Source organism: Azospirillum lipoferum 4B (genome assembly GCF_000283655.1).
GTDB classification, from domain to species: domain Bacteria; phylum Pseudomonadota; class Alphaproteobacteria; order Azospirillales; family Azospirillaceae; genus Azospirillum; species Azospirillum lipoferum_C.
Map to the genome: position 1 here is coordinate 579571 of NC_016586.1, position 25991 is coordinate 605561.

Sequence of the window (25991 nt, forward strand, 5' to 3'; positions counted from 1 at the left end):
TTATTCCCGCCGTCTTGTCTTGGGCGCCGGTGTCGCCATGGCCGCGACGGTCGCCCTCGGCAGTGCCGTTGGCGGCATCGCTTTCGCGGCCGATGCGGTGAAGCTGGGCGTCAGCATCCCGGCCGCCACCCACGGCTTCACCGGCGGCATCGTCTGGTGGGCCAACCAGGCGAAGGCGGAGCTTGAGAAGGCCCATCCCAACCTGAAGATCACCGTCAAGACCGCCAGCGGCGCGCCGGAACAGGCGAACCAGCTTCAGGATCTGGTGACGGTGACCAAGATCGACTCGCTGGTCATCTTCCCCTTCGAATCCGCCGCCCTGACCCAGCCGGTGATGCAGGCGAAGAAGAAGAACGTCTACGTCACCGTCGTCGACCGCGGCCTGACGGATCCGAGCGCGCAGGATGCCTACATCGCCGGCGATAACACCGCCTTCGGCCGCATCCCGGCCGAATACATCGCGAAGAAGTACAACGGCAAGGCCAACATCGTGGCCCTGCGCGGCATCCCGACCACGCTCGACAACGAGCGGTGGGAGGCCTTCACCGCCGTGATGAAGCAGCATCCGGGCATCAAGATCCTGGACGCCAAATACGCCAACTGGAACCGTGACGACGCCTTCAAGGTGACGCAGGACTTCCTGACCCGCTTCAAGGAGATCGACGTCATCTGGGCCGCCGACGACGACATGGCCTTCGGCGTGCTGAAGGCCATCGAGCAGGCCAAGCGCACCGACATCAAGGAGGTGTTCGGCGGCGCCGGGTCCAAGACGATGGTGAAGACCATCATGGACGGCTCCAACCCGCTGCTGCACGCCGACGTGTCCTATTCGCCGAAGTTCATCTACGACGCCATCAAGATGACCGCGGAGGCGCGTCTGAAGGGCGACAAGCTGCCTGCGACCTACATCATCCCATCGTCGCTGATCACCAAGGAGAATGCCAAGGAGTTCTACTTCGCGGATTCGCCGTACTGAGCGTCGGCGAAGTTAGACCCCCACCCTAACCCTCCCCCGCTGGGCGGGGGAGGGAATTGGAGCTTTGTCGGCGTTCGGCGGCAGTCCCTCCCCCGCCCAGCGGGGGAGGTTAGGTGGGGGCAACCGCCAGCCGACACCTCCCGACAACCGGGGAGCCCAAACCCATGAAGACCATCAAAGGCCCCGCGATCTTCCTCGCCCAGTTCGCGGGCGACGCCCCACCCTTCAACTCGCTGGACGCCATCGCCCGCTGGGCTGCCGGCCTCGGCTTCAAGGGCGTTCAGATCCCCAGCTGGGACCGCCGCCTGTTCGACCTGCAGAAGGCAGCCACCAGCCGGACCTATTGCGACGAGGTCAAGGGCACGCTCGCCGATGCCGGCGTCGAGTTGACCGAACTGTCCACCCACCTGCAAGGCCAGCTCGTCGCCGTCCATCCCGCCTACGATGCCCTCTATGACGGCTTCGCCCCGGCGGAGGTCCATGGTCGTCCCGACGCGCGGCAGGCCTGGGCGGTGGAGCAACTGCACCTCGCCGCCAAGGCATCCGCCAATCTCGGCCTGACCGCCCACGCCACCTTTTCCGGCGCGCTGGCCTGGCCCTATCTCTACCCCTGGCCGCAGCGTCCGCCCGGCCTGATCGAGACCGCCTTCGACGAGTTGGGCCGGCGCTGGCGCCCGATCCTCGATGCCTTCGACGAGGCCGGCTGCGACCTCTGCTATGAAATCCATCCCGGCGAGGACCTGTTCGACGGCACCACCTTCCAGATGTTCCTGGACCGGGTCGATGGGCACAAGCGCTGCAACATCCTGTTCGATCCCAGCCACTTCGTCCTGCAGCAGCTGGACTATCTCGGCTACATCGACGTCTTCCACGACCGCATCCGCATGTTCCACGTCAAGGATGCGGAGTTCAATCCCACCCCCTGGCAGGGCGTCTATTCCGGCTATGCGCCATGGAAGGACCGGGCCGGCCGTTTCCGCTCGCTGGGCGACGGACAGGTCGATTTCCGCGGCATCTTCTCCAAACTGACCCAGTACGGCTTCGACGGCTGGGCGGTGCTGGAATGGGAATGCTGCATCAAGCATCCGGAGCAGGGAGCCGCCGAGGGCGCCCGCTTCATCCAGGACCACATCATCCGCGTCACCGACCGCGCCTTCGACGATTTCGCCGATGCCGGAACCGACGAGGCGGCCAACCGCCGAATTCTGGGTCTGGGGAAAGGGACATCATGAGCGCGGATCAAGCACCCGCGGCCTCCAGACGCTTGCGGCTGGGCATGGTCGGCGGCGGCCAGGGCGCCTTCATCGGCGCGGTCCACCGCATCGCCGCCCGCATCGACGACCGCTATGAACTGGTCGCCGGCGCCCTGTCCTCCAATCCTGAGCGGGCGCGGGCCAGCGGGGCGGAGCTGTTCCTGGCGCCGGACCGCTGTTACGACGACTTCCGCAGGATGGCAGAGGCGGAGGCGGCGCGGCCCGACGGCATCGACGCGGTCGCCATCGTCACGCCCAACCACCTGCATTACCCCGCCGCCAAAGCGTTCCTGGAGGCCGGCATCCACGTCATCTGCGACAAGCCGCTGGTCCACACGGTGGAGGAGGCGGAGGAACTGGCGGCACTGGTGCGCCGACGCGACCTCGTCTTCGTGCTGACCCACAATTACAGCGGCTATCCGATGATCCGGCAGGCCCGCGCCATGGTCGCGGCCGGAACGCTGGGCAAGATCCGTGTGGTGCAGGTCGAATATGCCCAGGACTGGCTGGCGACCGATCTGGAGGCCAGCGGGCAGAAGCAGGCCTCCTGGCGCACCGACCCGGCGCAAAGCGGCATCGCCGGCTGCATCGGCGACATCGGCACCCATGCCTTCCATCTGGCGGAGTTCGTGACCGGCCTCCGCTGCAGCGATCTCGCCGCCGACCTGACCGTCTTCGTGCCCAACCGGCGGCTGGACGACAACGCCCACATCATGATGCGCTTCGACGGCGGCGCCCGCGGCATGCTGTGGGCGAGCCAGGTTTGCCCCGGCACCACCAACGGCCTGCGCCTGCGCGTCTTCGGCGAGTCCGGCGGGCTGGAATGGCAGCAGGAACAGCCCAACGAACTGCGCTTCACCCCGCTGGGCGAGCCGACCCGCACCCTGCTGCGTGCCGGTGCGGGAAGCCTGCCGGCCGCGACCGCCATCTCGCGCACACCCGCCGGCCATCCGGAGGGTTATCTGGAAGGTTTCGCCCAGATCTACCGCGACGCCGCCTACCTCATCGCCGCCCGGCTGGACGGCCGCCCGGCCCCCGCCGATTTGCCGCTCCCGACAGTGGAGGACGGCGTGCGCGGCGTGCGCTTCATCCATGGCGCGGTGGAGTCCAGCCACCGAAATGCGGCGTGGGTTTCGTTGGCTGGCGGCGTGAGCCACCCATAACCCACCAAATCCCCCTCTCCCCCCCGGGGAGAGGGTCGGGGTGAGGGGGATGCATCGCGTGGATTCCCGGTAAAGGGCTGCCACGCGCCCCCTCACCCTAACCCTCTCCCCGGGGGGGGAGAGGGGATTTATGGCTTTTCGCTTTCCCGCGAGCGCAATGCGCAGAACCGGCAAAAGCCGTTCCGATGAGGCAATCACCCTCTCGGCCGTTTCCGTACCATCCGTTCATCAAGACAGCCGGCTCCGGTCCTGCCGGCCCGGCCCCGAACGGACTTCGCATGACGACCCAGGAATTTCACCCCTCGCGCCGGACGGTCCTGTCCGGCAGCGCCGCCTTCGCCGTTGCGGGCAGCGGCCTGCTGACTGCGCTCCCCGGCTCCGCCGCCGCGGCCGAAAAGACGGCCATCCGCCAAGACCCGACCAAAGGAACCAAAGCCATGCTCCAGGGCAGCTACGTCACCACCAAGGACGGCGTCCAGATCTACGTCAAGCAGTGGGGTCCGCAGACCGGTCAGCCGGTGGTCTTCAGCCATGGCTGGCCGCTCACCGGCGACGCCTTCGAAGACCAGATGATGTTCCTGGCCCAGCACGGCTATCGCACCATCGCCCATGACCGCCGCGGCCATGGCCGCTCGTCGCAGCCGGGCTTCGGCAACGATCTCGACCATTACGCCGACGATCTGGCGGCGGTGACCGAGGCGCTGGAGCTGAAGAGCGCCGTCCATGTCGGCCATTCCACCGGCGGCGGCGAGGTCGCGCGCTACATCGGCCGCCACGGTGTGTCGCGCGTCGCCAAGGCCGTGCTGATCGGCGCCATCCCGCCGATCATGGTCAAGACCGACTGGAACCCCGACGGCGTGCCGATGGAGGTGTTCGACGGCATCCGCGCCGGGGTGAAGGCCGACCGTTCGCAGTTCTTCAAGGACCTGACGATCCCCTTCTACGGCTACAACCGTCCGGGCGCCAAGGTTTCGCAGGGCGTCATCGACAGCTTCTGGATGCAGGGCATGATGGGCGGCCTGCTGGCCGAGTACGAGTGCGTCAAGGCGTTCTCCGAGACCGACCAGCGCGAAGACCTGAAGAAGATGATCGTCCCGACGCTGGTGATGCACGGCGACGACGACCAGATCGTCCCGATCGCCACCTCCGCCCAGGCCGCCGTGGCACTTCTGCCGAAGGGCACGCTCAAGGTCGTCCCCGGTGCGCCGCACGGCATCTGCACCACGCACAAGGACATCGTGAACGAGGAACTGCTGGCCTTCATCCGCGCCTGAACGACGGTCGGGACATTGTGCCATTCATAGCAACAATCATGTTCTGAAAGGCACAATTGTCCCGATCTCCCCGGTTGTGCCATTGTCCCTTCAGACGGCGCCGCCGACGGAAACGGCAGCCAACCCCCTGAAAATCCATACAGTTCGCAGGAAACGATCATGACCTTCCCGGCCAAGTCGCTCATCAACGCCGACGACACCGTTTTCCTCTTCATCGACCACCAGCCGCAGATGTCCTTCGGCGTCGTCAACATCGACCGCCAGCAACTGAAGAACAACACGATCGCGCTGGCGAAGACCGCCAAGCTGTTCGGCGCGCCGACCATCCTGACCGCGGTGGAGACCGAGAGCTTCTCCGGCTACATCTGGCCGGAACTGATGGACGTGCTGAAGCAGGATCCCATCGAGCGCACCTCGATGAACAGCTGGGATTCGGAAGAACTGGTGGCCGCCATCAAGGCGACCGGCAAGAAGAAGCTGGTCATTGCGGCATTGTGGACCGAGGCCTGCCTGCTGTTCCCGACGCTGTGCGCCATCGAGGAAGGCTTCGAGGTCTACATCGTCACCGACGCCTCGGGCGGCACCTCGCAGGAGTCGCACGACGCCGCCATCCGCCGCATGGAGCAGGCCGGCGCCCATTCGATTACCTCGGTCAACGTCCTCCTGGAACTGCAGCGCGACTGGGCCAAGCGCGGCACCTATGACGGCGTGATGGCCATCGTCCGCGAGCATTTCGGCGCCTACGGCATGGGCGTCGACTATGCCTACACCATGGTCCATAAGGCCCCGCAGCGCGGCGAGTACCCGCACAAGGTGATCGGCGCCGCCACCCACGAACATGCGTAACCGGCACGCCTGACCCCGCTCCCCGGTGCCCGGTTCCGGCCGGGCACCGATCCTCATTTGCAGACCAGCTTTCCAGACCGGGAGCCCGGACCCATGATGCCCTATCTCCTATCGGCCGGCGCCGGCATCCTGGTCGGTGTCATCTATGCGCTGATCGGCGTCCGTTCGCCGGCGCCGCCGACCATCGCCCTGATTGGGCTGCTCGGCATGCTGGTCGGCGAACAGGTGGTGCCGGTCGTCAAGCGCCTGATCGCCGGCGAGCCGGTCGTCGCCTTCATCCAGACCGACTGCGCCCGCCATGTGCTGGGACCGCAGGCCGGTGCGGACAAGCCGACGCCCGTCACGACGGCCACCGACAGCGCGGATGGAGGAAAGGCGTGACGCCTCCCTCTCCCTCCATGATCGGCCGCCGCAAGGCGATGGCGGGAACCGCCGCCGCGACCCTGCTCGCCACGCCGCTGATGTCCACCCTCGCGTCCAGAACCGGGAATGCCGCCATGCCCAACACCGCCACCACCGGCGACGTGATCCTCGTCAACGCCAAGGTCACGACGCTGGACCGCGCCAACCCGCAGGCCAGCGCCATCGCCATCCGCGACGGCCGCTTCCTTGCCGTCGGCACCGAGGCCGAGGTGCGCGCCGCGGCGCCGCAAGCGGCGGTGATCGACGCCAAGGGCCGGCGGGTGATCCCCGGGCTGATCGACAGCCACATGCACATCATCCGGGGCGGCCTGAACTACAACATGGAGCTGCGCTGGGACGGCGTGCCGAGCCTTGCCGACGCCATGGCGATGCTGAAGCAGCAGGCGGCCATCACCCCGCCGCCGCAATGGGTCCGGGTGGTCGGCGGCTTCACCGAGCACCAGTTCGCCGAAAAGCGCCTGCCGACCATTGAGGAGTTGAACGCCGCCGCCCCCGATACGCCGGTCTTCATCCTGCACCTCTACGACCGCGCTCTGCTGAACGCCGCGGCCCTGCGCGCCGTCGGCTATACCAGGGACACGCCCAACCCGCCGGGCGGCGAGATCGTGCGCGACGCCGCCGGCAACCCGACCGGCCTGCTGCTGGCCCAGCCCAACGCGACGATCCTCTATTCCACGCTGGCGAAGGGGCCGAAGCTGCCGCCCGAGTACCAGCTGAACTCCACCCGCCATTTCATGCGCGAGATGAACCGGCTGGGCGTGACCGGGGTGATCGATGCCGGCGGCGGCTTCCAGAACTATCCCGACGATTACGCCATCATCGAAAAGCTGCATGCCGACGGCGAGCTGACCCTGCGCATCAGCTACAACCTGTTCACCCAGAAGCCGAAGGAGGAGCTTGCCGACTTCGCCGGCTGGGCGTCGAAGGTGAAGCCCGGTGACGGCGACGACAGCTACCGCCACAACGGCGCCGGAGAGATGCTGGTCTATTCCGCCGCCGATTTCGAGGATTTCCGCGTCGCCCGCCCCGACATGCCGCCTAACATGGAAGGCGACCTGGAGCCGGTGATCCGCCTGCTGGCCGAGAACCGCTGGCCCTGGCGTCTGCACGCCACCTACGACCAGACGATCAGCCGCGCGCTGGACGTGTTCGAGACGGTCAACCGCGACATCCCCTTCGACGGGCTGCACTGGTTCTTCGACCATGCCGAGACGATCAGCGACCGCAACATCGACCGCATCGCCGCACTCGGCGGCGGCATCGCGGTGCAGCACCGCATGGCCTATCAGGGCGAATATTTCGTCGAGCGCTACGGCGCGAAGGCGGCGGAACGCACCCCGCCCATCGCCAGGATGATGGCGGCTGGCCTGCCGATCGGCGCCGGCACCGATGCCACCCGCGTCGCCAGCTACAACCCGTGGGTCTCGCTGTCCTGGCTGGTCACGGGCAGGACGGTGGGCGGTCTCGGCCTCTATCCCCAGGCCAACCGGATGGACCGCGAGACGGCGCTGCGGCTGTGGACGGAGGCCAACACCTGGTTCTCCAACGAGCAGGGCAAGAAGGGCCAGATCAAGGCCGGGCAGCTGGCCGACCTTGCCGTGCTGTCCGACGACTTCTTTTCGGTGCCGGAGGACCGCATCGCCCATCTGAACTCGGTCCTGACCATGCTCGGTGGCGCGGTGGTCCATGGCGAGGGCGACTACGGCCCGCTGGCACCGCAATTGCCCAAGCCGATGCCGGACTGGTCGCCGGTGCGCACCTTCGGCGGCTACTACAAGGCGGCCGACGGCGGTGCGGGTGACCAGCGCAAGGCATTGGCATCGGCCTGCGGCTGCGCCACCGGCTGCGGTGTCCACGGCCACGACCATGCCGCCGCCTACGCCGCCGACGTTCCGGCCGCCGACGTGCAGTCCTTCTGGGGTGCGCTCGGCTGCGGCTGCTGGGCGGTGTGATCCCCCTCTCACCGTAAGCTGGTCCCCTCTCCCCCCGGGGAGAGGGTTAGGGTGAGGGGGATGCGCGGCGAGGATCTTCAAGAATCGCGCTCTCCGCACCCCACCAATTCCACTCGATGCACCCCCCTCACCCCGACCCTCTCCCCGCTTTCGGCGGACCTATGGTCCGCCTGTCGCGTCAGCGCAAACGAAGTTTGCGCGAGAGCGGGGGAGAGGGGGGATTTTCGCCCCCCAAAAATCGAAACGGTCCCCGCCATGACCTTCCGCGATCTGGAACGACCCATCGACCGCCTCCTCGATTGGGACGGCACATGGTTCCTGGCCCGGCTGGCGCTGGTCGGGGCCTATCTGCTGGGCGGGCTGATGAAGCTGGCCGATTGGCCGGGCGCGGTGGCGGAGCAGGCGCATTTCGGCCTGCATCCGCCGGAGCTGTGGGCCGCCCTGACCATCCTGGTCGAATTGGTCGGGCCGCTGCTGATCCTGCTGGACCGGGCGCTGTGGCTGGGCGCCGGGGCACTCGGCGTGTTCACCGTGCTCGCCGCGCTGATCGCCAACGATTTCTGGACCATGGCCGGCCATGACCGCTTCATGGCGACCAATGCCTTCTTCGAGCATCTCGGGCTGGTCGGCGGCTTCGCGCTGGTCGCCATGCTGTCCCGGCTGCGCCGACGCTCCCGACGCTTCTGAGAAAGGCCCGCCCGCTCAGTGGACTCGGCCGGGCACCAGGCTGTCGACGATGCGCACCAGTTCCACCACCGACCGCGCCTCCATCTTGCGCATGGCCTGACCGCGGTGCAGCTTCACCGTCGCTTCGCTGAGGCCGAGGTCGTCGGCGATCTGCTTGTTGCGCAGGCCGGACACCACCATCATCGTGATCTCGCGCTCGCGCGGGGTCAGCGTGTCGAAGCGGGCGCGCTGGGTGAGGAGGCCGCGTTCCTGGTCGCGCTGCTCGCCATGCCGGGCGATGGCGGCGTGGATGGCGTCCAGCAGTTCCTGGTGATGCACCGGCTTGGTCAGGAACTCGAAGGCCCCCGCCTTCATTGCGCGGACCGACATCGGCACGTCGGCATGCCCGCTGATGAAGATCACCGGCAGGCTGTTGCCGCAGCGCGCCAGCTCCGCCTGGAAATCCAGCCCGCTGCGCCCCGGCAGCCGCACGTCCAGCACCATGCAGCCGACATCGATGGCCGGGCACCGGTCGATGTATTGCTGCACCGACCCGAAGCTCTTCACCTCCAGCCCGACGGACTCGAGCAGCCCTTCCAGCGCTTCGCGGACGGCTTCGTCGTCGTCGATGATCACCACGGTCACCACGGCCGCGGCGGTTTCGGCCTTGCCCCTCATCACACCCCTCCGGCCGATACCGGCAGCACGAATTCGAACACGCTCCCGCAAGGGGTGCCCGGCGTGGCGGTCAGCCGTCCGCCATGCAGTTCCACGATCGACCGGCCGATCGACAGGCCCATGCCCAGCCCGTCCGGCTTGGTGGTGTAGAGGGCGCGGAAGATGGCGTCGACATCGGCGTCCGCGATGCCAACTCCACTGTCCTCGACCCGGACCCGGATCCAGCCCTCCTCGCCGGCGGTGACGATGCGCAGGCGCCGTTCCGGCAACTCCGGGTCCGCCATCGCCTCGACCGCGTTCATCACCAGATTGAGGACCAGCTGCTGCAACTGCACGCGGTCGCCATGGACCCAGGGCGATCCGGCCTGGAGGTCGGTTTCCACGACAACGCGGGCGCGGCGCAACTCCGCCCGCACCAGGGCCAGCGTGTCGGCGACCAGCGCGCTCATGTCGACCCATCCCGGATCGGCCGGGGTCCGGCGCGCCAGCGCATGGATGCTGCGGACCACGTCGCCGGCCCGCTGGGCGTCGCGCACGATCCGCTCCACCACGACGCGGGTCTTGCCGGGGTCGGGATGAGGCTGCGACAGGTGCTGAAGGCAGGTGCCGGCGTTGGTGACGATGGCCATCAGCGGCTGGTTGACCTCATGGGCGACGGCGGCGGCCAGTTCCCCCATCATGGTCAGCCGGCCGATATGGGCGAGGTCGGCCTGGGCCTTGCGCAGGGCCTCGGCGATCTGGCGGCGCTGGGTCAGGTCGCTGAACACCAGGATGGAGCCGACCAGTTCCCCACGGTCGTCGATGATGGCGGAACAGCGCTCCTCAACCACGATCCCGGCCGAGGCAGGCTCTCCGCGCGGCAGCAGCCGCGACAGCCGGTCCGGCGGGGCGAAGGCGCCGCTGCGCAGGACGAGGGCGGAGAAATCCTCCAGCGATTCGTGCGTTTCCTCGTCCACCGCGACAAAGACGGTGGCGAGCGGCTGCCCGGCCGCCTCCATCGCCGTCCAGCCGGTCATCGTCTCCGCCACCCGGTTCATGAAATCGACGCGGCCCTGGGGATCGCACAGGATGACGCCGTCGCGGATGCTGGCGAGCGTGGCGGCATAGCGCCGCTCGCTCATCCGCAGCCGGGCGTCGCTGGCGTGCTTGTAGAGCGCCATCTGGATGACGGTGCGCATCTGCGGCTCTTCGAAGGGCTTCAGCAGATAGCCGAAGGGCTCCGTCAGGCTGGCGCGCTGCACCACCTCGTCATTGGCGTAGGCCGTGAGGAAGACGACGGGGATGCGCTGGGAGTCGCGGATCCGGCGCGCCGCCTCGATCCCGTCCATCTCCCCTTCCAGGCGGATGTCCATCAGGACCAGATCGGGCCGGTGGCTGCCGGCCAGCCGGACCGCCTCCTCGCCGTTGGCCGACATGCCGACCACGACATGCCCCATCCGGGACAGTTGATGCTGAATATCGCGCGCGACGATACGGTCGTCTTCGACGATCAGGATCCGTGCCGCGATCATTCACTTCCCCGGTTACGCCCCTTCAAAGGAAAGGTGACGATGAACTCCGTCCCTGTGCTGGAACTGTATTTCAAATTTCCGTGCAACTGACCGGTCAGGTCCGCGATCAGCTCAAAGCCGACCGTGTCCATCCTATCGGGATCGTACCCTGCGGGCAAGCCCACGCCGTCGTCACGAACGGATAGCCGGCAGTCCCGCCCGTCCGACGCCAGCCCCACGCTGAGCACCCCGCCCCGCCCGCCCGGAAAGGCGTGTTTCAGCGCGTTGGAGACCAGTTCGTTGACGATCAGGCCGCAGGGCACCGCCCGGTCGAGGTCGAGCTTCAGGTCGTCCATGTCGGTTTCCAGCCGCACCGCTCCGGCCTGCCGGGAATAGGCGCGCAGCAGATGGGCGCACACCGAGTCCAGATGCTCGCGCATCGGCACGCGGGCGAAGTTGCCGAGCCGGTAGAGGTTCTCGTGCACCAGCGCCATCGACCGCACCCGGTCGCGGCTGTCGGCGAACAGGGCGGCGACCGCCTCGTCCTCGATGCGGCGGGCCTGGAGGTTGAGGAGGCTGGTGACCAGCTGAAGGTTGTTCTTCACCCGGTGATGGATTTCCTTCAGCAGCGCCTCCTTCTCCTCCAGCGTCGCGGTCTCCAGCGACGCCGCCGCCTGGGCGCCGAGCAGCGTCAGGATGTCGACCCGTTGCGGGGTGAAGGCATGGGTCGCCAGCGCGTTCTCCAGATGCAGCAGCCCGACGACGCGGCGGCGGCGGACCAGCGGCATGCACAGGATGGAGCGTGCCTCCGTCTCGCGCAGATAGGGATCGGCGGAAAAGGGACCGGGGGCGCGGGTGTCGTCGACGATCACCGCCTCCTGGTCGCGGATCGCGCCATGGACGATGACATGGGGCAGCGGGATGCGGTCGGCATCCTCCTGCACCAGCCGCACCGACACGCCGTAGAGCCCGGTCGTCGCCTCCGCCTCCACCCGCAGCCGTTCGCCGCGGGCGAGGATCAGCATGCCGCGGCTGGCCCCGGCATGTTCCAGCACCAGGGTCAGCAGCGTGGTGGTGAGCTGCTCCACGCTCGCCTGGTCGGACACCGTGCGCAGCGTGCCGAGCAGGGCGGCCAGATCGATGCCGTCGAAGCCGCGCGGCGCCTCCGGCAATGCCGGCTCCGCCGCATCCAGGCCGAGAGAGGGATGGCGCCGGGCGAGCTGCGCGACCTTGGCCGTGGCCCCCCAGCGCGCATAGCAGCCGGCGGCGTCGCGGATGCAGGCGAGTTCCAGCGTCGGCACACCCAGCCGGCTATAGAGGCCGGCGGCGCATTCATGGGCCAGCGCCTCCACATGCGGCAGGGCGGTGCGCCGGGCCGCCTGGACCGCGCGGTCATAGCCGCGCATGGCATCCTCCGTCCGGCCCTGCGTCCGGGCCGCCTCCGCCTCGGCCAGGGCGAAGCGGGCGTCGAAGCTGTCGGGGCTGTGGCCCGCCCAGTCGCGCAGCTGGTCGAGATGGCGGGCGAGCGCCGCGGCGTGGCGGGCGCGGTTGTCCGGCCGGACGTCGTCCATCGCCCCGGCCCGCGCCAGGGCGCCGTGGAAATGGAACTCCGCCATCTCCCAATGGCCGGAGGTGGTCCACAGCAGCCCCTCCGCCCGCTCCGCCGCTTCCACCGCCGCCGCCATTTCACCGGCGATGCAGCGGAGCTGGAGAGTGCGGATCCAGTGCCAGCAGGTGGCGATGTCCAGGCTGGGATTGGCCAGCAGCCGCGCCTCGAAGGCGGCATTGTCGAAGCCCTGCCCGTCGAAGCGGCCGATGGCGTCGGTCTGTCCGCGCAGGGCGTGCAACAGCTGCAGCTGGGTCGTCAGGATGTCGGCGCACAGCCCGAGCTTCACCTGCCGGACATAGGCGAGACGCGCCTCCGCCGTGCGCTGCACCGTCGCCAGCGCATCGCCCGAGGCCAGCATGCTGGTGACGAGCGTGACGCTGGTGAAGCCGCCATAGGTGACGTCGCCGGCCTCCCGCGCCTCCTCGAAGGCGCGCAGCAGCAGGGCGCGCTCGCTGCGGATGTCGCGGGTCCAGGGGACGACATGATAGGCGAAGGTCATCAGCACCCGTGCCCGGTAGCGCGTCGGCCCCTGCCGCTCCGCCAGATCGTAGCCGAGCCGGCCGAACTCGTAGCCGGCGGCATAATCGCCGAAATAGGGGCCGGCCATCATGCCGAGATAGGCGAAGCCCAGGGCGGACGCGTCGCTGCGCCCGTTCCGCAGGGTCAGGTTCGCCATCCGGCACAGGATCAGGCAGACGAGGTTGCGGTCGCTGAAGAAGGCCGGCGGCAATGCCGCGGCCAGCACGTCCAGCGTCGCCCGGCTGTCGGGATGGGCAATGGCCGACATCGATGCCAGCGACGCGATGGGCCGGTCGCCGATGGCCGCCCGCAGCCGACCATACTCCTCATGGGCCAATGTCGCCGGCGGATGGGCCCCCCAGTCGATGCCGACGCCCTTCAGATAGCTCAGACAGGCGGCGATGGCGCGGTCGCTGCGGTCGATGGCGGTGTAGACGGTGACGAGCAGCGCCGTGATGGCGGCGCAGTCGGCCAGGCATTCGGCCCGTCCGGCCAGGGCGCTCAGGCGCCGCTCCGCCTGCTGCAGGTCGCCGCAGAGGAACTCGCATTCCGCCTGCAGATGCTCCAGCGCGAAGGCCAGCCGGTGCCGCCGCTCGATTTCGCCGCCTTCCAGCAGACGCAGGCCGCCCAGCGCATAGGCCAGCGCCGAGCCGTGGGCGCTGGCGGCCTTGGCCTGATGACCGGCGGCGAGATGGAGCATCGCCACCTCCGCCCGCTCCGGCCCGTCCTGGATCAGGGGAAGGCAGCGGTCATACTGGCCGACCAGCGTGAACAGCCGCTCCCCCGTCAAATCGGCTTCGAGTCCGCGATGCAGCGCGCGGGCGATGTCGAGATGGAGCGCACCGCGCGATTCCGCCGGCACCAGGGCATAGGCCCCTTCCTGCACCCGGTCGTGGAGGAAGCGGAAACCGTCCTCGCCGCGCAGGATCAACCCCTCGGCCAGCACCGGTTCCAGATGGCGCTCCGTCTCCTCCTCCGTCAGGCCGGCGGCGAAGGCCAGGGTGGACAGCCGGACGGCGGCGCCGAGCGCGGCATGGCGCGACAGCAGGTCGCGCGCCTGCGCCGGGAAGCGGCCCAGCCGTTCGGTCAGCAGCGTGGCGATGCCGCCATCCGACGGCGCCTGCTCCACCGCCGCCAGATCCCAGTCCCAGCGCCGGGCGTCACGGTCGAACCACAGGCGGCCGGAGCGTTCCAGCGCGGTCAGCAGCTGCACCGCGAAGAAGGCGTTGCCGCCGGTGCGCTCCTGCAGCAGGGCGGCGAGCGCCGCCACCTCGTCCGGCTTGCGCTCCAGGCTGTCGGCGATCATGCGGCGCAGATCGTCCGAGGACAACGGCCCCAGCGCGATTTCCTCGCAATCGATCGCTTCGCCGGCAGCACCGTCGCAGGCATCCCGGATGCGGCGCATCAGCGCCTCCAGCGGATGGCCGGCGCCGACCTCGTCGCTGCGGTAGGCGCCGATCAGCAGCAGATGGCCGATGCCGCCATCGGCGACCAGCCGGTCCAGCAGGTCCAGCGTCGCGCGATCCAGCCATTGCAGGTCGTCCAGGAACAGGGTCAGCGGGTGGTCGGGGCGGGCGAAGCTCTGCAGAACGCGCCGGAACAGCAGGTCGAAGCGGTTCTGCGCCTCCCGCGGCGGCAGGGGCGGCACGGCCGGCTGCTCGCCGATCAGCAGGGCAAGATTGGGGATCAGGGCGGTCATCAGCGCGCCGCCGTCGCCCACCGCCTCCGCCAGAGTGCGGCGCCACCGGTCGCGATGCAAAACCGGCAGCGCCAGGATGCGGGTGACCAACGCACGGAAGGCCTCGGCCAGGCTGGCATAGGGCAGGTCTCGCTTGCCCTGGTCGAACTTGCCGGCGGCGAACAGGCCGTAGGGCGGCACCAGTTGGTCCTCCAGCGCCCGGACGACCGCCGACTTGCCGACACCGGACCGTCCGGCGATCAGGACGACCCCCATCCGGCCGCGGGCGGCGACCTGATCGAAGGCAGCCTGAAGGACGGCGACCGGCTCGTCCCGCCCATAGAGGTCCGGCGGCGGAACCAGCCCCTCCGGCATGTCGCGCCGGCCGACCGGAAAGGCCGGGATGCGGCCTTCGGCGTCCCAGGACCGAAGGGCATGGGTAAGGTCGCGCAAGAGGCCGTCGGCGGTCTGGTAGCGGTCCTCCGCCGTCTTGGCCAGCAGCCGCAACAGGATGTCGGCGATGGCCGCCGGCAGGTCGGGCGCATGGTGGGCCGGTGGGATCGGCGCGCGCGCGAGATGGCTGTGGACCCATTCCATCGCGTCGCGCGCGGCGAAGGGCAGCTCGCCGGTGAACAGTTCGTATAGCGTGACGCCCAGCGCATAGAGGTCGCTGCGGCGGTCGACCGGCCGGTTCATCCGCCCCGACTGCTCCGGCGCCATGTAGGGCAGCATCGCGTCCGGCCGCTCGGCGGCGGCATCGGGGGTGGGAACCGGCAAGGGGCTGGCCCGGCCGAAGCCGGTCAGGCGCACCGATCCGTCGTCGCCGACCAGCAGGTTGAAGGGCCGGAGGTCGCCATGCAGCAGCCCGCGGCGATGAAGCTGCGCCACCGCCCCGGCGATGCGGATCGCCAGCAGGAGCCGCTGACGGAACGGCATCGCCGGCACCGGCAGGGCCGACAGCGGTTGTCCGCCCGGATCGGCAAGGGTCAGCACCGGGACCATGCCATGCTGCAGCAGGTCGAGCGGCTTTACCGCCCAGGCCGGGTCCAGCCGGTGCGACAGCTCATGCTCCCGCCGCAGGCGGTCGAGCGCGGCGTCGGACCGCCCGCCCGGCTCCTTCGCAAGCGCCAGAGCCATGCGGACCAGGATCGGAAAGGGCTGGCCCGGCCGCATCACCCGCAGCAGCCGGCTTTCCCCATCACTGCCCAGGACATGGCCGCCGGAACCGGTCGCCGTCAGATGATCGAAACTGAGCTCCATGTACCGCCCTTTGCCGCCCGCAATCCCTGCCCTGCCGTCCTATCCTGCCGCCATGGCGCTGTTCAGGGAAGCGATCAGGACATGGCCGTCGACCGGCTTGCCCAGCACGTCGCGGGCGCCGCCGCCAAGCGCACGATTCCGCGTGGTTTCGTCGGCGTAGGAGGTCATGAAGAGGATCGGCGGATGCCCGCCGCCGTCTGCGTTCAGCCGCTCCTGCAGTTCCAGCCCCGACAGACCGGGCATGCGCACGTCCAGGATGATACAGGCGATGTCCGCCCGGTCCGCATGGGCCAGGAAATCCTCGGCCGAGACGAAGGGCCGGCAGCGGAAGCCGGCGGACCGCAGCAGGTCGTCCAACGCCTCGCGGATCGCCTCGTCGTCGTCGACCACAGCTATCAGGGGTGCATTGGACACGTCGCGATGCCTCGACCGAATGAAGGGCGCCGGTCCTTGACGCCACGCGCATCCTATCCGGGCGGGGTGGACGCGGGATACCACACCTAGGTCTAGAAAGACGCTGGGGGCCGGAAGCAGGCCGGACAGGCCGCTCACCCCCGCCGCCCGGCGATCTTGCCGGCTCAGCCGCGGTCGGCGCGCGACAGGGCGTCCACGAAATGGCCCATCGCCAGCTTCATGTCGTTGAAGACCGTTCCCTGGGACACGCCGAGATGGGCGGCGATCTGCGGATAGGACATCCCCTCCACCCGGTTCAGCACCCAGACCCGGCGGGCGCGGTCCGGCAGAGCCTCCATCGCGCCCATGAACTGGGCCAGCCTTTCGCGGTGCAGAAGCCTGTCCTCCACCGACGGGGTGCCGCAGGCGACCTCCAGCGGATCGGTGGTGTCGGAAGCCGGCGCCTCGAACCGTTCCTGGGTGCGGCGGCGGCGGATCTGGTCGAGGGCGAGGTTGTGCACGGTGCGGTGAAGGAAGGCGCCGATATTGTCGATCGGGCCCTTCTGCTCCGCGTTGCAGGCCCTGAGATAGCTTTCCTGGATCACGTCCTCCGCCGTCGGCACGTCGCGCACGATGCGCAAGGCCCGGCCGAGCAGGGACTGGCGGTGATCCAGATAGATGGCGGTCAGACTTGCGGGCATGGTCGGTCTATCCGTCGCACGGGCGCTTCTTCAGGGGCGTCAGAGACTGATAATGATTCGCAGTTGTTGCTGTCAAGCCGGGCCTCGGATCGTCGGCGGGATGGTTCGACGATCCGCGCTTTCCCGTCCGCGAAGGGCTTCCGACAATCCCCGCGTAAATCCTACCGGCGCAATTTGTGGCCGCCCCGCACTTCGAACGTCTAAGATGCGGGGGCATGCTGAAAGAGGATGGGCACGCGGGTGAGGCAGGACAGGTCCAGCGGAAAGAAGGCGGAACCCGGCTACCGCCATGCCGATCCGGTGACCGATGCGGCTCTCGACTGGTTCGTCCGGCTGCTCGACGCTCCGGCCGATCCGGCGACGCTGGCCGCCTATCGGGCATGGCGGCAGAGCGATCCGCGCCATGCACAGGCGTTCGACCGGCTGACCGAGGTCGGCGGCATGGCGGAGCTGCACAGCGCCACCCTGGCGCATGTGCCGGCGAACCCGGTGCCGATGCGGCGGCCGGGACACTCACGGCGCGCCTGGATGGGCGCGATTGCGGCGACGGGGCTGCTGGCCGTGGTCGGGACGCATCTCTATCCCGATCTGAAGACCCGGTGGAGCGCCGACCACCGCACCGCCGTCGGCGAACGGCGGGAGGTGGCGCTGCCGGACGGCTCCCGGCTGGTCCTGGACAGCGACAGCGCGGTGGCCCTGGCCTTCGGCGGGGAGGAACGCCGGGTGGCGCTGCTGCGCGGCCGGGCGTGGTTCGACGTGGTGCGGGACACCGCCCGCCCCTTCCGCGTGGTGGCCGGCTTCAGCACGGTCGAGGTGACGGGGACCGCCTTCAGCGTGCAGTCGGACGACCGCGGCGACTCCGTCTTCCTGGAGCGCGGGCGGGTGACCGTCAGCCGGCTGGACGATCCCGGCCGGCCGGTGACGCTTGCCCCCGGCGACCGGCTGACCGCGACGGCACGCGGCCTGACCATGCAGCCCCGCCCCGATCCGGCCGAGGCGCTGTCCTGGCGCGACGGCCGCTATGCCTTCCACAACGAGCGCTTCGACACCGTGGTGGAGACCCTGCGGCGCTATCACGCAGCACCGATCCTGCTGCTCGACGACCGCATCGCCATGACGCGCGTCAGCGGCAACTACCGGCTTGACGATCCGGCCGGTGCGCTGGCGGCGCTGGCCGGGATGGTCGGCGCCCGGATCACCAGCCTGCCGGGCGGAATCCTCGTCCTGCGCTGAGACGGGCAGGCCCTGGCAGGGCAGGCATGAGAATCGCTCGCAACTTTTTTTGTGAGGGTCCGCGATCCCGTACGTCTGGCGAAAAGGGGGTTAGGCTTGTCTGCCTGCGATTGAGCCCCCTGCGCCAGCTTGAGACGGGAGTTGCAGGAAATGGTCCGCCGTACGGCATCGACAGTCAAAATTGCAGATTTCAGCCGATCCCGGATCGCCGGGCATTTGTTTGCCGCATTGATGACCTCCACGGCGCTCGGCGCGACGCTGACGGCACTTCCCGCCGCGGCGCAGCAGACGGCGCCGGCCGATGCGCCTGCGACCTTCTCGCTGCCGGCGCAGCCGCTGCGCAGCGCGCTCGACGCCTTCAGCCGGCAGACCGGCTGGCAGATCGGCTATCCCGGCACGCTGACCGACGGCCGCAACTCCCGCCCGGTCAGCGGCTCCATGCCGCCGGCGAAGGCGCTCGAAACCCTGCTGGCCGGCACCGGCGTCACCTATCGCCTGACCGGCCCGGCCACCGCCACGCTGGCCCCGGCCCCCGTCGCCTCGTCCGGCGACACGATGGCGCTGGGTCCGGTTTCGGTCTCCGCCGCCGCCCCGGCGCCGGGCGGCCCGGCGCAGATCGTGATCGGCAAGGAGGAGCTGGACCGCAAGAACCCCAGCGACATCCGCGATGTCTTCGCCGGCGAGCCGGGCGTGCGCGTCGGCAGTTCGGTGCCGATGTCGCAGAAGGTCTACGTCAACGGGGTGGAGGAGACCAACCTGTCCGTCAGCATCGACGGCAGCCGGCAGAACAACAAGGTCTTCCACCACAACGGCACCACCCTGATCGACCCCGTCTTCCTGAAGACCGCCCGCGTCGATGCTGGCGTTGCGCCCGCCGATGCCGGGCCGGGCGCGCTGGCCGGCTCCATCGCCTACGAAACCAAGGACGCCCGCGACTTCCTGAGCGGCGACGGCATCGGCGCCTTCGTCAAGTCCAGCTTCGGCACCAACGGCTCCGTCTTCACCAACAGCGTCGCCGGCTATGGCCGCCACAAGGGGCTGGAGGGGCTGGGCTATTTCACCTACGGCAAGGGCGCCCGCTTCGAATCCGGCGACGGCAACAAGGTGGAAGGGACCAAGACCGACCTGAAGAGCGGGCTTGGCAAGGTCGCCTACGAGACCGACGCCGGCCACCGCTTCCAGGTCAGCTACGAGCGGGTCTATGACGACGCCCCGCGCCCGTTCCGCGCCAATGTCGGCTTCATTTCCGGCCGTCCGGCCTGGGAGCCGCGGGTGCGCGACTATACGCTGGACCGCCAGAACATCGTCTTCACCTACACCGACAGCCTGCCGACCGACCTGTGGAACCCCAAGCTGGTGCTCGCCTACGGCCGCACCGACGTGGAGACCCCGATCTACACCCGTCCGGTCGGGAGCAGCACGGTCCCCGGCAGCTATCCCGGCAAGGGAGCCACCAGCTCGCTGAACGGCAAGCTGGAGAACGTCTTCAACGTCGGCATGGGCACCGTCACCGCCGGCAGCGACTTCTACGTCGACCGCGCCCACTATGAAGACCAGACGATGACGGCGCTGGAGAAGGCCCGCAACATCGGCGTCTATGGACAGGCGCGGCTGTCCCCGGTGGAGCGGGTTCGCCTGTCCTTCGGCATGCGCGCCGACCGGCAATGGTTCGAAGGCACCACCGGCCAGGATTGGACGAACGGCGGCGTCAGCCACAATGTTTCGGGCGAATTCGACATCCTGCCCGAACATCTGACCGCCAAGGCCGGCTGGTCGCGCAGTTGGGGCGGCGTCCAGCTGGCCGAGAACTTCATCATGAACCCGGTCTGGCGCTATGGCGCCGGTCCGCAGCCGGTGACCGCCAAAAACCTGACCGCCGGTCTGGTCGGCCGCTACCAGGGCTTCACCGCCGAGGGCCGCGTCTTCCGCACCGACCTGGACGACGTCCGCGCCGCGCGCTTCGCCGCCGGCAGCGGCACGCTGACCCGCGACGTGCGGTCGAAGGGCTACGAACTGGGCGTCGGCTATGCCTGGGATACCGGCTTCGTCCGCGCCAAATATGCCGACATCGACGTGACCATCGACGGTCTGCCCGCCGATTCCGACAGCGGCACCTACATCGCCACCCCGATGGGCCGCGTCTACACCCTCGGCGGCGCCCACACGATCCCGAAATGGGAGCTGACCTTCGGTGCCGATGTCGAGATCGTGCTGGACTACAACAAGGTCCAGGCCGGCCAGCGCCCGCTGAAGGGGTACGAGACCGTCAACCTCTTCGTCGAGCACAAGATCCCGCAATATTCCAACCTGACCCTGCGCGCCGACGTCCGCAACCTGTTCGACGAGACCTATGCCGACCGCGCCACCTACGGGCAGGAGTTCGGCACCGTCACCCCGCTCTACCAGCCGGGCCGGACCTTCCTGCTGACCGCCTCGGCGAGCTTCTGACCTCCGTACCGCAACCGGGAGCCTCCCCGCATGCTGCATTCGACCGCCCATTTCGAGACGGAGCACGGCAAGCGCTACGCCAGCCAGCTCTGCCGCCACTTCGCCCACAAGATCGAAACGGTGGAGACCGAAGAGGGCGGGGAGTGCCGGTTTTCCATCGGCACCGCCCGGCTGCGGGCGGCTCCCGACCGGCTGATCATCGAGGCCAGCGCCCCCACCGCGGAGGAACTGGCCGAGCTTCAGTCGGTGGTGGAGAGGCACCTGCTGCGCTTCGCCTTCCGCGAGGGCGACCGGCAGCTCGACTGGGCGGCTTAAGGCCGCCCCGACAGGCGAATAGCCCCTCTCCCCTTGCGGGGCGAAACCGAAGGAGGCCAAAGGCCACCGCAGGTTCCGCGGTTGGGGTGAGGGGTGCAAATTTCCAGTCATTGAGGCCTTCTTGGCCTTCGGCCACCCCCTCATCCCAACCCTTCTCCCGCACAGGGGAGAAGGGCTACCGAGACCGAAAGCGGCTGCCTCCTGCCGAGGTGTATCGGCCCGGAGCCTCCCCCACCGCCCACGCCTTGCCCGAAGCCCTTCAGGATCGGCAAACCATGCGTTCCACCCAACAGATCGCCGAGCACGCGACCTTCCAGAATTTCGCCAACTGCTATTGGCGGGAGATCGACGCCGGCCGGACCACCCGGCACGGCACGGAGGCCGAGCCCGGCGTCGAATGCGTCGAATGGCTGCTGCCGTCGCAGCGGACAGCCCTGCGGGCGGAGATCGTCTCGCGCTCGCTGTGCGGCCCCTGCGGCTTCGGACGCATCTGGAAGCGCGCCCTTCCGGACGGCTCCGCCGATACCGCCTGGCAACCGACCGAACCCTTCACCGCGCTCTGCTGTCTGGCCGGCGAGAGCTATCGCCGGATGGAGGGGAAAGGCGCCGGGGCCGACCTGCGCGGCAGCGAGCTGGAGCTGCTGCTGCGCGTCCTGCAAAGCTACCAGTCGGTCCAGCGCTACCTTGATGCCAGCCCGACAGCGGATCCGGCAACGGACGACGACGAGGACGAGTTCATCGCCGCCGAACAGTCGCTGGTCTTCGGCCACTGGCTGCACCCCACGCCCAAGAGCCTTCAGGGCATGACGCCGTGGCAGCAGCCGGTCTATGCGCCGGAACTGGGCGGACGCTTCCGGCTGCGCTGGTTCGCCGCCCCGGCGGCGCGGGTCAGCCACCGCTCTGCCATCCGCCAAACGGCGCCGGAAATGATCGCCGCCATTCTGGGCGACGCCATCGCCCGGCTCGCCCCCCGCGAGGACGAGCTGCTGATTCCGATGCACCCGCTCCAGGCCGAGGCGCTGGCGTTGGACCCGGCGGTGCAGGCGATGCTGGAGCGCGGCACGCTGCGGGCGCTGGGCGACGCCGGGCCGCAATTCACCGCCACCTCGTCGGTGCGGACGGTCTACAGCCCGGACAGCCCGTGGATGCTGAAATTCTCGCTGCCGGTGCGCATCACCAATTCCATCCGCGTCAACCGCCGACACGAGCTGGACGCCGGCGTCATCATGGCCAAGCTGATCGGCGCCATCGGACGGGAGTCGGGCCGCGATATGGGTCCGCGCTTCGGCTTCGTGCTCGACCCCGCCTACATCACGCTGGAGTCGCCGGATGGCGGCGAGAGCGGGTTCGAGGTGATCCTGCGCGAGAACCCCTTCGCCGGAGGGCGCCAGCGCGGCGTCGCCACCATCGCGGCGCTGGCCGCCGATCCGCTTCCCGGCCGTCCATCCCGGCTGGAGCGGGTCGTCCGCCGCGTCGCGATGGAACGGAAAGGCGGCGTGGCGGAGGCGGCGCGGCGCTGGTTCGACGCCTATCTCGACTGCGCGCTCGATCCGGTGCTGCGCCTGTACGACACGCATGGCGTGGCGCTGGAGGCGCACCAGCAGAACGGGCTGCTCGAACTGCGGGACGGGATGCCCGCCCGCTTCCTCTACCGCGACAACCAGGGCTTCTATTTGTCGGCCGCCTGTCGCGACCGGCTGCGCCGGCTGATCCCGGAGGCTGACAACATCCACTCGCTCTATTACGAGGAGGGGGAGATCAACCGCCGCTTCTCCTACTACGTCATCGTCAACCAGATCTTCTCGGTGATCGCCCGCATGGGCAAGGACCGGCTGGCGGCGGAGGAGGACCTGCTGCGCATCCTGCGCGCCCGGCTGGAGCGGCTGGCCCTGTCGCTGACCCAGGCCGGACGGCGCTTCGCCGAAGGGGTGCTGGACAGCCCGACCATCGGGGCCAAGCTGAACCTGACGACCCGCCTGCTGAACATCGACGAGCTTCAGGCCGCCAACGAGGCCGATCTTTACGCCCAATGGCCAAACCCGCTGTGCCGAACCGGCGCCGCGGCAGCCGAGCGGGGATTCCATGCCCTTTCCGCGTGACCTGCCCGGCCGCCCGGAGGAACGGCCAGCGGAACGTGTGGTCCGCCAGCTTGCCGCCGCCCTGCTGTTCGAGGGGATCGTCGAACCGGCGACCGACGGGGAAGAGGGGGAAGACCGCCGGTTCGTCTGGCGATCCAGCGGGCGGGAATTCCGCTGCCTCGCCTCCATCGGGCCATTCGGCCGCCCGCGCATCCGGACGGGATCGGTCGAGATGCGGGGCGAGGACGGCAACTGGCGCGCCGCCACGCTCGACCGGATGGTCGCCGGGCTGGACGCCCCGGAACCGCATCTGGCCGGCCTGCTGGCCGAGCTGGAGCGTACGGTGTCGCTCTGCCGCTGGAACGCCGCCAACCTGCCGGCCACCCCGCGCCGCGGCCTGCCCTTTCCCGATCTGGAATGCCGGCTGGAGGAGGGGCATCCCTATCATCCCTGCTTCAAGGCGCGGCTGGGCTTCGACGAGGCCGACCATGCCGCCTTCGGGCCGGAGGTCGGTCAGCGCTTCCAGCTGGTCTGGCTGCTGGTCGCCCGCTCCTGCCTGCATCTGGCGATCCCCGGCGCAATCCCCGGTGAGGAGGAGAAGTTTTGGCAGTCGGAACTCGGACCCGCCGCCTGGGCGGAGATCCAGCGGCGGCGGGAGGAGCTGAACCTGCCGGCGACCGACTATTGCCTGTTGCCGCTGCACCCCTGGCAATGGTGGGACCTGCGCGAGGGGGAGGGGGCGCCCTGGCTGCGGCCCTGGCTGGCCGACGGCCGCGCCGTCTGCCTGGGGCCGCTGGGCGACCATTACCGGGCGAGCCAGTCGGTCCGCACGGTGATGAACGCCGACGACCCGCGCAAGGCCGACGTGAAGCTGGCGCTGAACATCGTCAACACCGCCTCCCGCCGCATCATCGACCCGCATTCGGTCTGCACCGGCCCGGCCATCTCCGACTGGCTGAGCGCGGTGGTGGCGGGCGATGCCGACTTCCGCGACCGTTATCCGCTGACCCTGCTGCCGGAATATGCGGGAATCATCGCCGACCGCGATGGCCCGCTGGCCGGACAGATGGCGGCGCTGTGGCGGCGCAGCGTGCAGTCCACCCTGGGCGAGGGCGAGTCCGCCATCCCCTTCAACATGCTGATGGTGACGGAGGCCGACGGGTCCACCTTCGCCGCACCCTGGATCGAACGCTATGGGCTGCTGCCCTGGCTGGACCGGCTGCTGGAGGTGGCGGTTCTGCCGGTCTGGCATCTGCTGGTCCGCCACGGCATCGCGGTGGAAGCGCACGGCCAGAACATGGTGCTGGTCCACCGCGACGGCTGGCCGGTGCGGCTGATCCTGCGCGACTTCCACGACAGCGTGGAATACGCGCCGGACTTCGTGGCCGACCCCGGCCTGCTGCCGGATTTCCCCAACCTGCACCCGGCCTATCGCGACGCGCCGCCCGACCGCTATTACTGGGCCGGCGGGGTCGACGCGCTGCGCGAGCTGGCGATGGACACGCTGTTCGTCTTCAATTTGACCGACGTGTCCGACCTGCTGGCCCTGAAGCACGGGCTGCCCGAGCCGGAGTTCTGGCGGCGGGTCCACGACCTGCTGGAGGCCCACGCCCGCCGCCACGGGCTGGAGGAGCGGCACCGCCGCGTCGGCCATGCCGCACCCGAGATCCTCACCGAATCCCTGCTGCGCGGAAAGCTGCTGCGCGCGCGGGAGGAGATTCACCACACCGTCCCCAACATCTTCGCGCGCTTCGCGCTTGAGGGCTCCCGATGATCCGCATCGACGACCGATCCTATTCGCAGGCCGAGCTGGAGTCGCTGACCGCCGCCCATGCCGGGCGGGCCCGCCTGTCCGACCGCCCCGGTGCCCGCTTCGCCGTCTGTTTCACCGACACCATCGACTGGCTCGCCCTGTTCTTCGCCATCCGGGCGGCGGGCGGCAGCCTGTTGCCGCTGCACCCCTCCACCCCGCTGGAGGCGGCGCGGCGGCTGGCGCGCGAAGCCGGCTGCCATGCGCTCTACCACAACAGCCTGACGGCGGAGGAGATCGCCCCCCTGCCGGCGGAGCCGGGGCCGGGCCAGCTCCTGCAGATGAGTTCCGGCACCACCGGCGCGCCCAAGCGCATCGCACGCAGCTGGTCGGAAATCGACCGCGAGATCGAGAGTTATGTCGGCTTCTTCACCGAGCCGGCCGGGATGACCCCGGTGATCGCCTGCCCGACCACCCATTCCTACGGGCTGATCTGCGGGTTGCTGGTCGGGCTGCGCCGCGGGGCGGAGCCGGTGATCCTCGACACCACCAACCCGAAATTCCTGCTGAAGGCGCTGCGGCAGATCGAGAAGCCTCTGCTCTACTCCTCCCCCGTCATCCTGCACACGCTGGCCCGGCTGATGCCGGAGGGCGAGCGCATCCATGCGGCGATGACCTCCGGCACGCTGTTGCCGGAACCCTGGTTCGAGCGGATCCGCGGCAAGACCACCCACATGTTCCAGCAATATGGCTGCTCGGAAGCCGGCTGCATCGCGATCAACCCGGACATGGCGGGCAGCGCCGAACTGGGCCGCGTGCTGCCCCACCACAGCCTGTCCACCGGCACCGCGGATGCCCCGGCCGAGATCGTGCTGTCGGTTTCTGGCGATCAAGGCCCGGATGGCGAAATCCGCACCCGCGACCTGGGCTATCTGCGCGACGACGGCATGCTGATGTTCGTGTCGCGGCTGGACGACACCATCAACGTCGCCGGCCTCAACGTCTATCCGCAGGAGGTGGAGGATGTGGCGATGGCGCTGCCCGGCGTCACCGACGCCGTCGCCTTCCGCCGCACCGACCGCTTCGCCGGCGAACGGGTCGCCCTGCTGTTCTCCGCCGCTGCCGAGGTGACGGACAACGCGCTGCGCGACTGGTGCCGGGAGAATCTGGCCGCCCACCAGCAGCCGGGCGAGCTGATCCGCGCCGACGCCCTGCCGCGCATGGCCAATGGCAAGATCAGCCGGCGCGAGGTCGCCGCCCGCTATGCGGAGGCCGCGGAATGACAT

The 25991-nt window shown here is 69.2% G+C and carries 19 protein-coding genes; 14 read left to right on the forward strand and 5 right to left on the reverse strand.

Annotation, left to right across the window (positions count from 1 at the left end):
- Nucleotides 1-37 precede the first annotated feature (37 nt).
- From AZOLI_RS20830 to AZOLI_RS20865, 8 genes are all read left to right on the forward strand, one after another.
- Nucleotides 38-976, forward strand: a complete 939-nt coding sequence (locus tag AZOLI_RS20830) for a substrate-binding domain-containing protein (protein ID WP_085938491.1) — start codon at nt 38-40, stop codon at nt 974-976.
- A gap of 164 nt (nt 977-1140) precedes the next feature.
- Complete coding sequence (locus AZOLI_RS20835; RefSeq protein ID WP_014189121.1) at nt 1141-2208, forward strand: sugar phosphate isomerase/epimerase family protein; 1068 nt, start codon at nt 1141-1143, stop codon at nt 2206-2208.
- Entirely contained in the window at nt 2205-3392 is a 1188-nt protein-coding gene (locus tag AZOLI_RS20840) for a Gfo/Idh/MocA family protein (RefSeq protein ID WP_014189122.1), read from the forward strand. The genes AZOLI_RS20835 and AZOLI_RS20840 overlap by 4 nt, the downstream gene beginning before the upstream one ends.
- Before the next feature lie 278 nt (nt 3393-3670).
- Complete coding sequence (locus AZOLI_RS20845; protein ID WP_014189123.1) at nt 3671-4666, forward strand: alpha/beta fold hydrolase; 996 nt, start codon at nt 3671-3673, stop codon at nt 4664-4666.
- Nucleotides 4667-4825: 159 nt separating this feature from the next.
- Nucleotides 4826-5512, forward strand: a complete 687-nt coding sequence (locus AZOLI_RS20850) for a hydrolase (protein ID WP_014189124.1) — start codon at nt 4826-4828, stop codon at nt 5510-5512.
- Between the two features lie 93 nt (nt 5513-5605).
- Nucleotides 5606-5893 (forward strand): XapX domain-containing protein, encoded by a 288-nt coding sequence (locus tag AZOLI_RS20855; RefSeq protein ID WP_014189125.1) that lies wholly within the window; start codon nt 5606-5608, stop codon nt 5891-5893.
- A gap of 80 nt (nt 5894-5973) precedes the next feature.
- Nucleotides 5974-7887: an amidohydrolase gene (locus AZOLI_RS20860; protein WP_429725910.1), complete on the forward strand. Its 1914-nt coding sequence runs from the start codon at nt 5974-5976 to the stop codon at nt 7885-7887.
- 255 nt (nt 7888-8142) lie between these two features.
- Complete coding sequence (locus AZOLI_RS20865; RefSeq protein ID WP_014189127.1) at nt 8143-8574, forward strand: DoxX family protein; 432 nt, start codon at nt 8143-8145, stop codon at nt 8572-8574.
- Between the two features lie 15 nt (nt 8575-8589).
- Here AZOLI_RS20865 and AZOLI_RS20870 read toward each other — a convergent pair whose 3' ends face one another.
- The 5 genes from AZOLI_RS20870 to AZOLI_RS20890 all read right to left on the reverse strand — a co-directional run bounded on the left by AZOLI_RS20870 (nt 8590) and on the right by AZOLI_RS20890 (nt 16881).
- On the reverse strand, nt 8590-9231 hold the full coding sequence (locus AZOLI_RS20870; protein ID WP_014189128.1) for a response regulator transcription factor: 642 nt from the start codon (nt 9229-9231) through the stop codon (nt 8590-8592).
- Nucleotides 9231-10742, reverse strand: coding sequence for a response regulator (locus tag AZOLI_RS20875; RefSeq protein WP_014189129.1), 1512 nt, complete (start codon nt 10740-10742; stop codon nt 9231-9233). Before AZOLI_RS20875 ends, AZOLI_RS20870 begins: the two co-directional genes overlap by 1 nt.
- Complete coding sequence (locus tag AZOLI_RS20880) at nt 10739-15787, reverse strand: AAA family ATPase (RefSeq protein ID WP_014189130.1); 5049 nt, start codon at nt 15785-15787, stop codon at nt 10739-10741. Before AZOLI_RS20880 ends, AZOLI_RS20875 begins: the two co-directional genes overlap by 4 nt.
- 39 nt (nt 15788-15826) lie before the next feature.
- Nucleotides 15827-16201 (reverse strand): response regulator transcription factor, encoded by a 375-nt coding sequence (locus AZOLI_RS20885; RefSeq protein ID WP_044552323.1) that lies wholly within the window; start codon nt 16199-16201, stop codon nt 15827-15829.
- Between the two features lie 164 nt (nt 16202-16365).
- Complete coding sequence (locus AZOLI_RS20890; protein ID WP_014189132.1) at nt 16366-16881, reverse strand: RNA polymerase sigma factor; 516 nt, start codon at nt 16879-16881, stop codon at nt 16366-16368.
- A 240-nt stretch (nt 16882-17121) separates the two neighbouring features.
- On the opposite strand from AZOLI_RS20890, the gene AZOLI_RS20895 reads away from it, so the two are divergent.
- The 6 genes from AZOLI_RS20895 to AZOLI_RS32925 all read left to right on the forward strand — a co-directional run bounded on the left by AZOLI_RS20895 (nt 17122) and on the right by AZOLI_RS32925 (nt 25988).
- Nucleotides 17122-18114 (forward strand): FecR family protein, encoded by a 993-nt coding sequence (locus AZOLI_RS20895; protein WP_014189133.1) that lies wholly within the window; start codon nt 17122-17124, stop codon nt 18112-18114.
- A 231-nt stretch (nt 18115-18345) separates the two neighbouring features.
- Nucleotides 18346-20562, forward strand: coding sequence for a TonB-dependent receptor (locus AZOLI_RS20900; RefSeq protein WP_014189134.1), 2217 nt, complete (start codon nt 18346-18348; stop codon nt 20560-20562).
- A 30-nt stretch (nt 20563-20592) separates the two neighbouring features.
- Nucleotides 20593-20877 (forward strand): DUF2218 domain-containing protein, encoded by a 285-nt coding sequence (locus AZOLI_RS20905; RefSeq protein WP_014189135.1) that lies wholly within the window; start codon nt 20593-20595, stop codon nt 20875-20877.
- A gap of 275 nt (nt 20878-21152) precedes the next feature.
- The gene (locus AZOLI_RS20910; RefSeq protein WP_014189136.1) at nt 21153-22976 is read left to right on the forward strand and encodes an IucA/IucC family protein; all 1824 of its coding nucleotides are present in this window, start codon (nt 21153-21155) and stop codon (nt 22974-22976) included.
- Nucleotides 22960-24729, forward strand: a complete 1770-nt coding sequence (locus tag AZOLI_RS32920; RefSeq protein ID WP_044552332.1) for an IucA/IucC family protein — start codon at nt 22960-22962, stop codon at nt 24727-24729. The genes AZOLI_RS20910 and AZOLI_RS32920 overlap by 17 nt, the downstream gene beginning before the upstream one ends.
- Nucleotides 24726-25988: an AMP-binding protein gene (locus AZOLI_RS32925; protein WP_014189138.1), complete on the forward strand. Its 1263-nt coding sequence runs from the start codon at nt 24726-24728 to the stop codon at nt 25986-25988. The genes AZOLI_RS32920 and AZOLI_RS32925 overlap by 4 nt, the downstream gene beginning before the upstream one ends.
- The last annotated feature ends 3 nt before the right edge of the window (nt 25989-25991 follow it).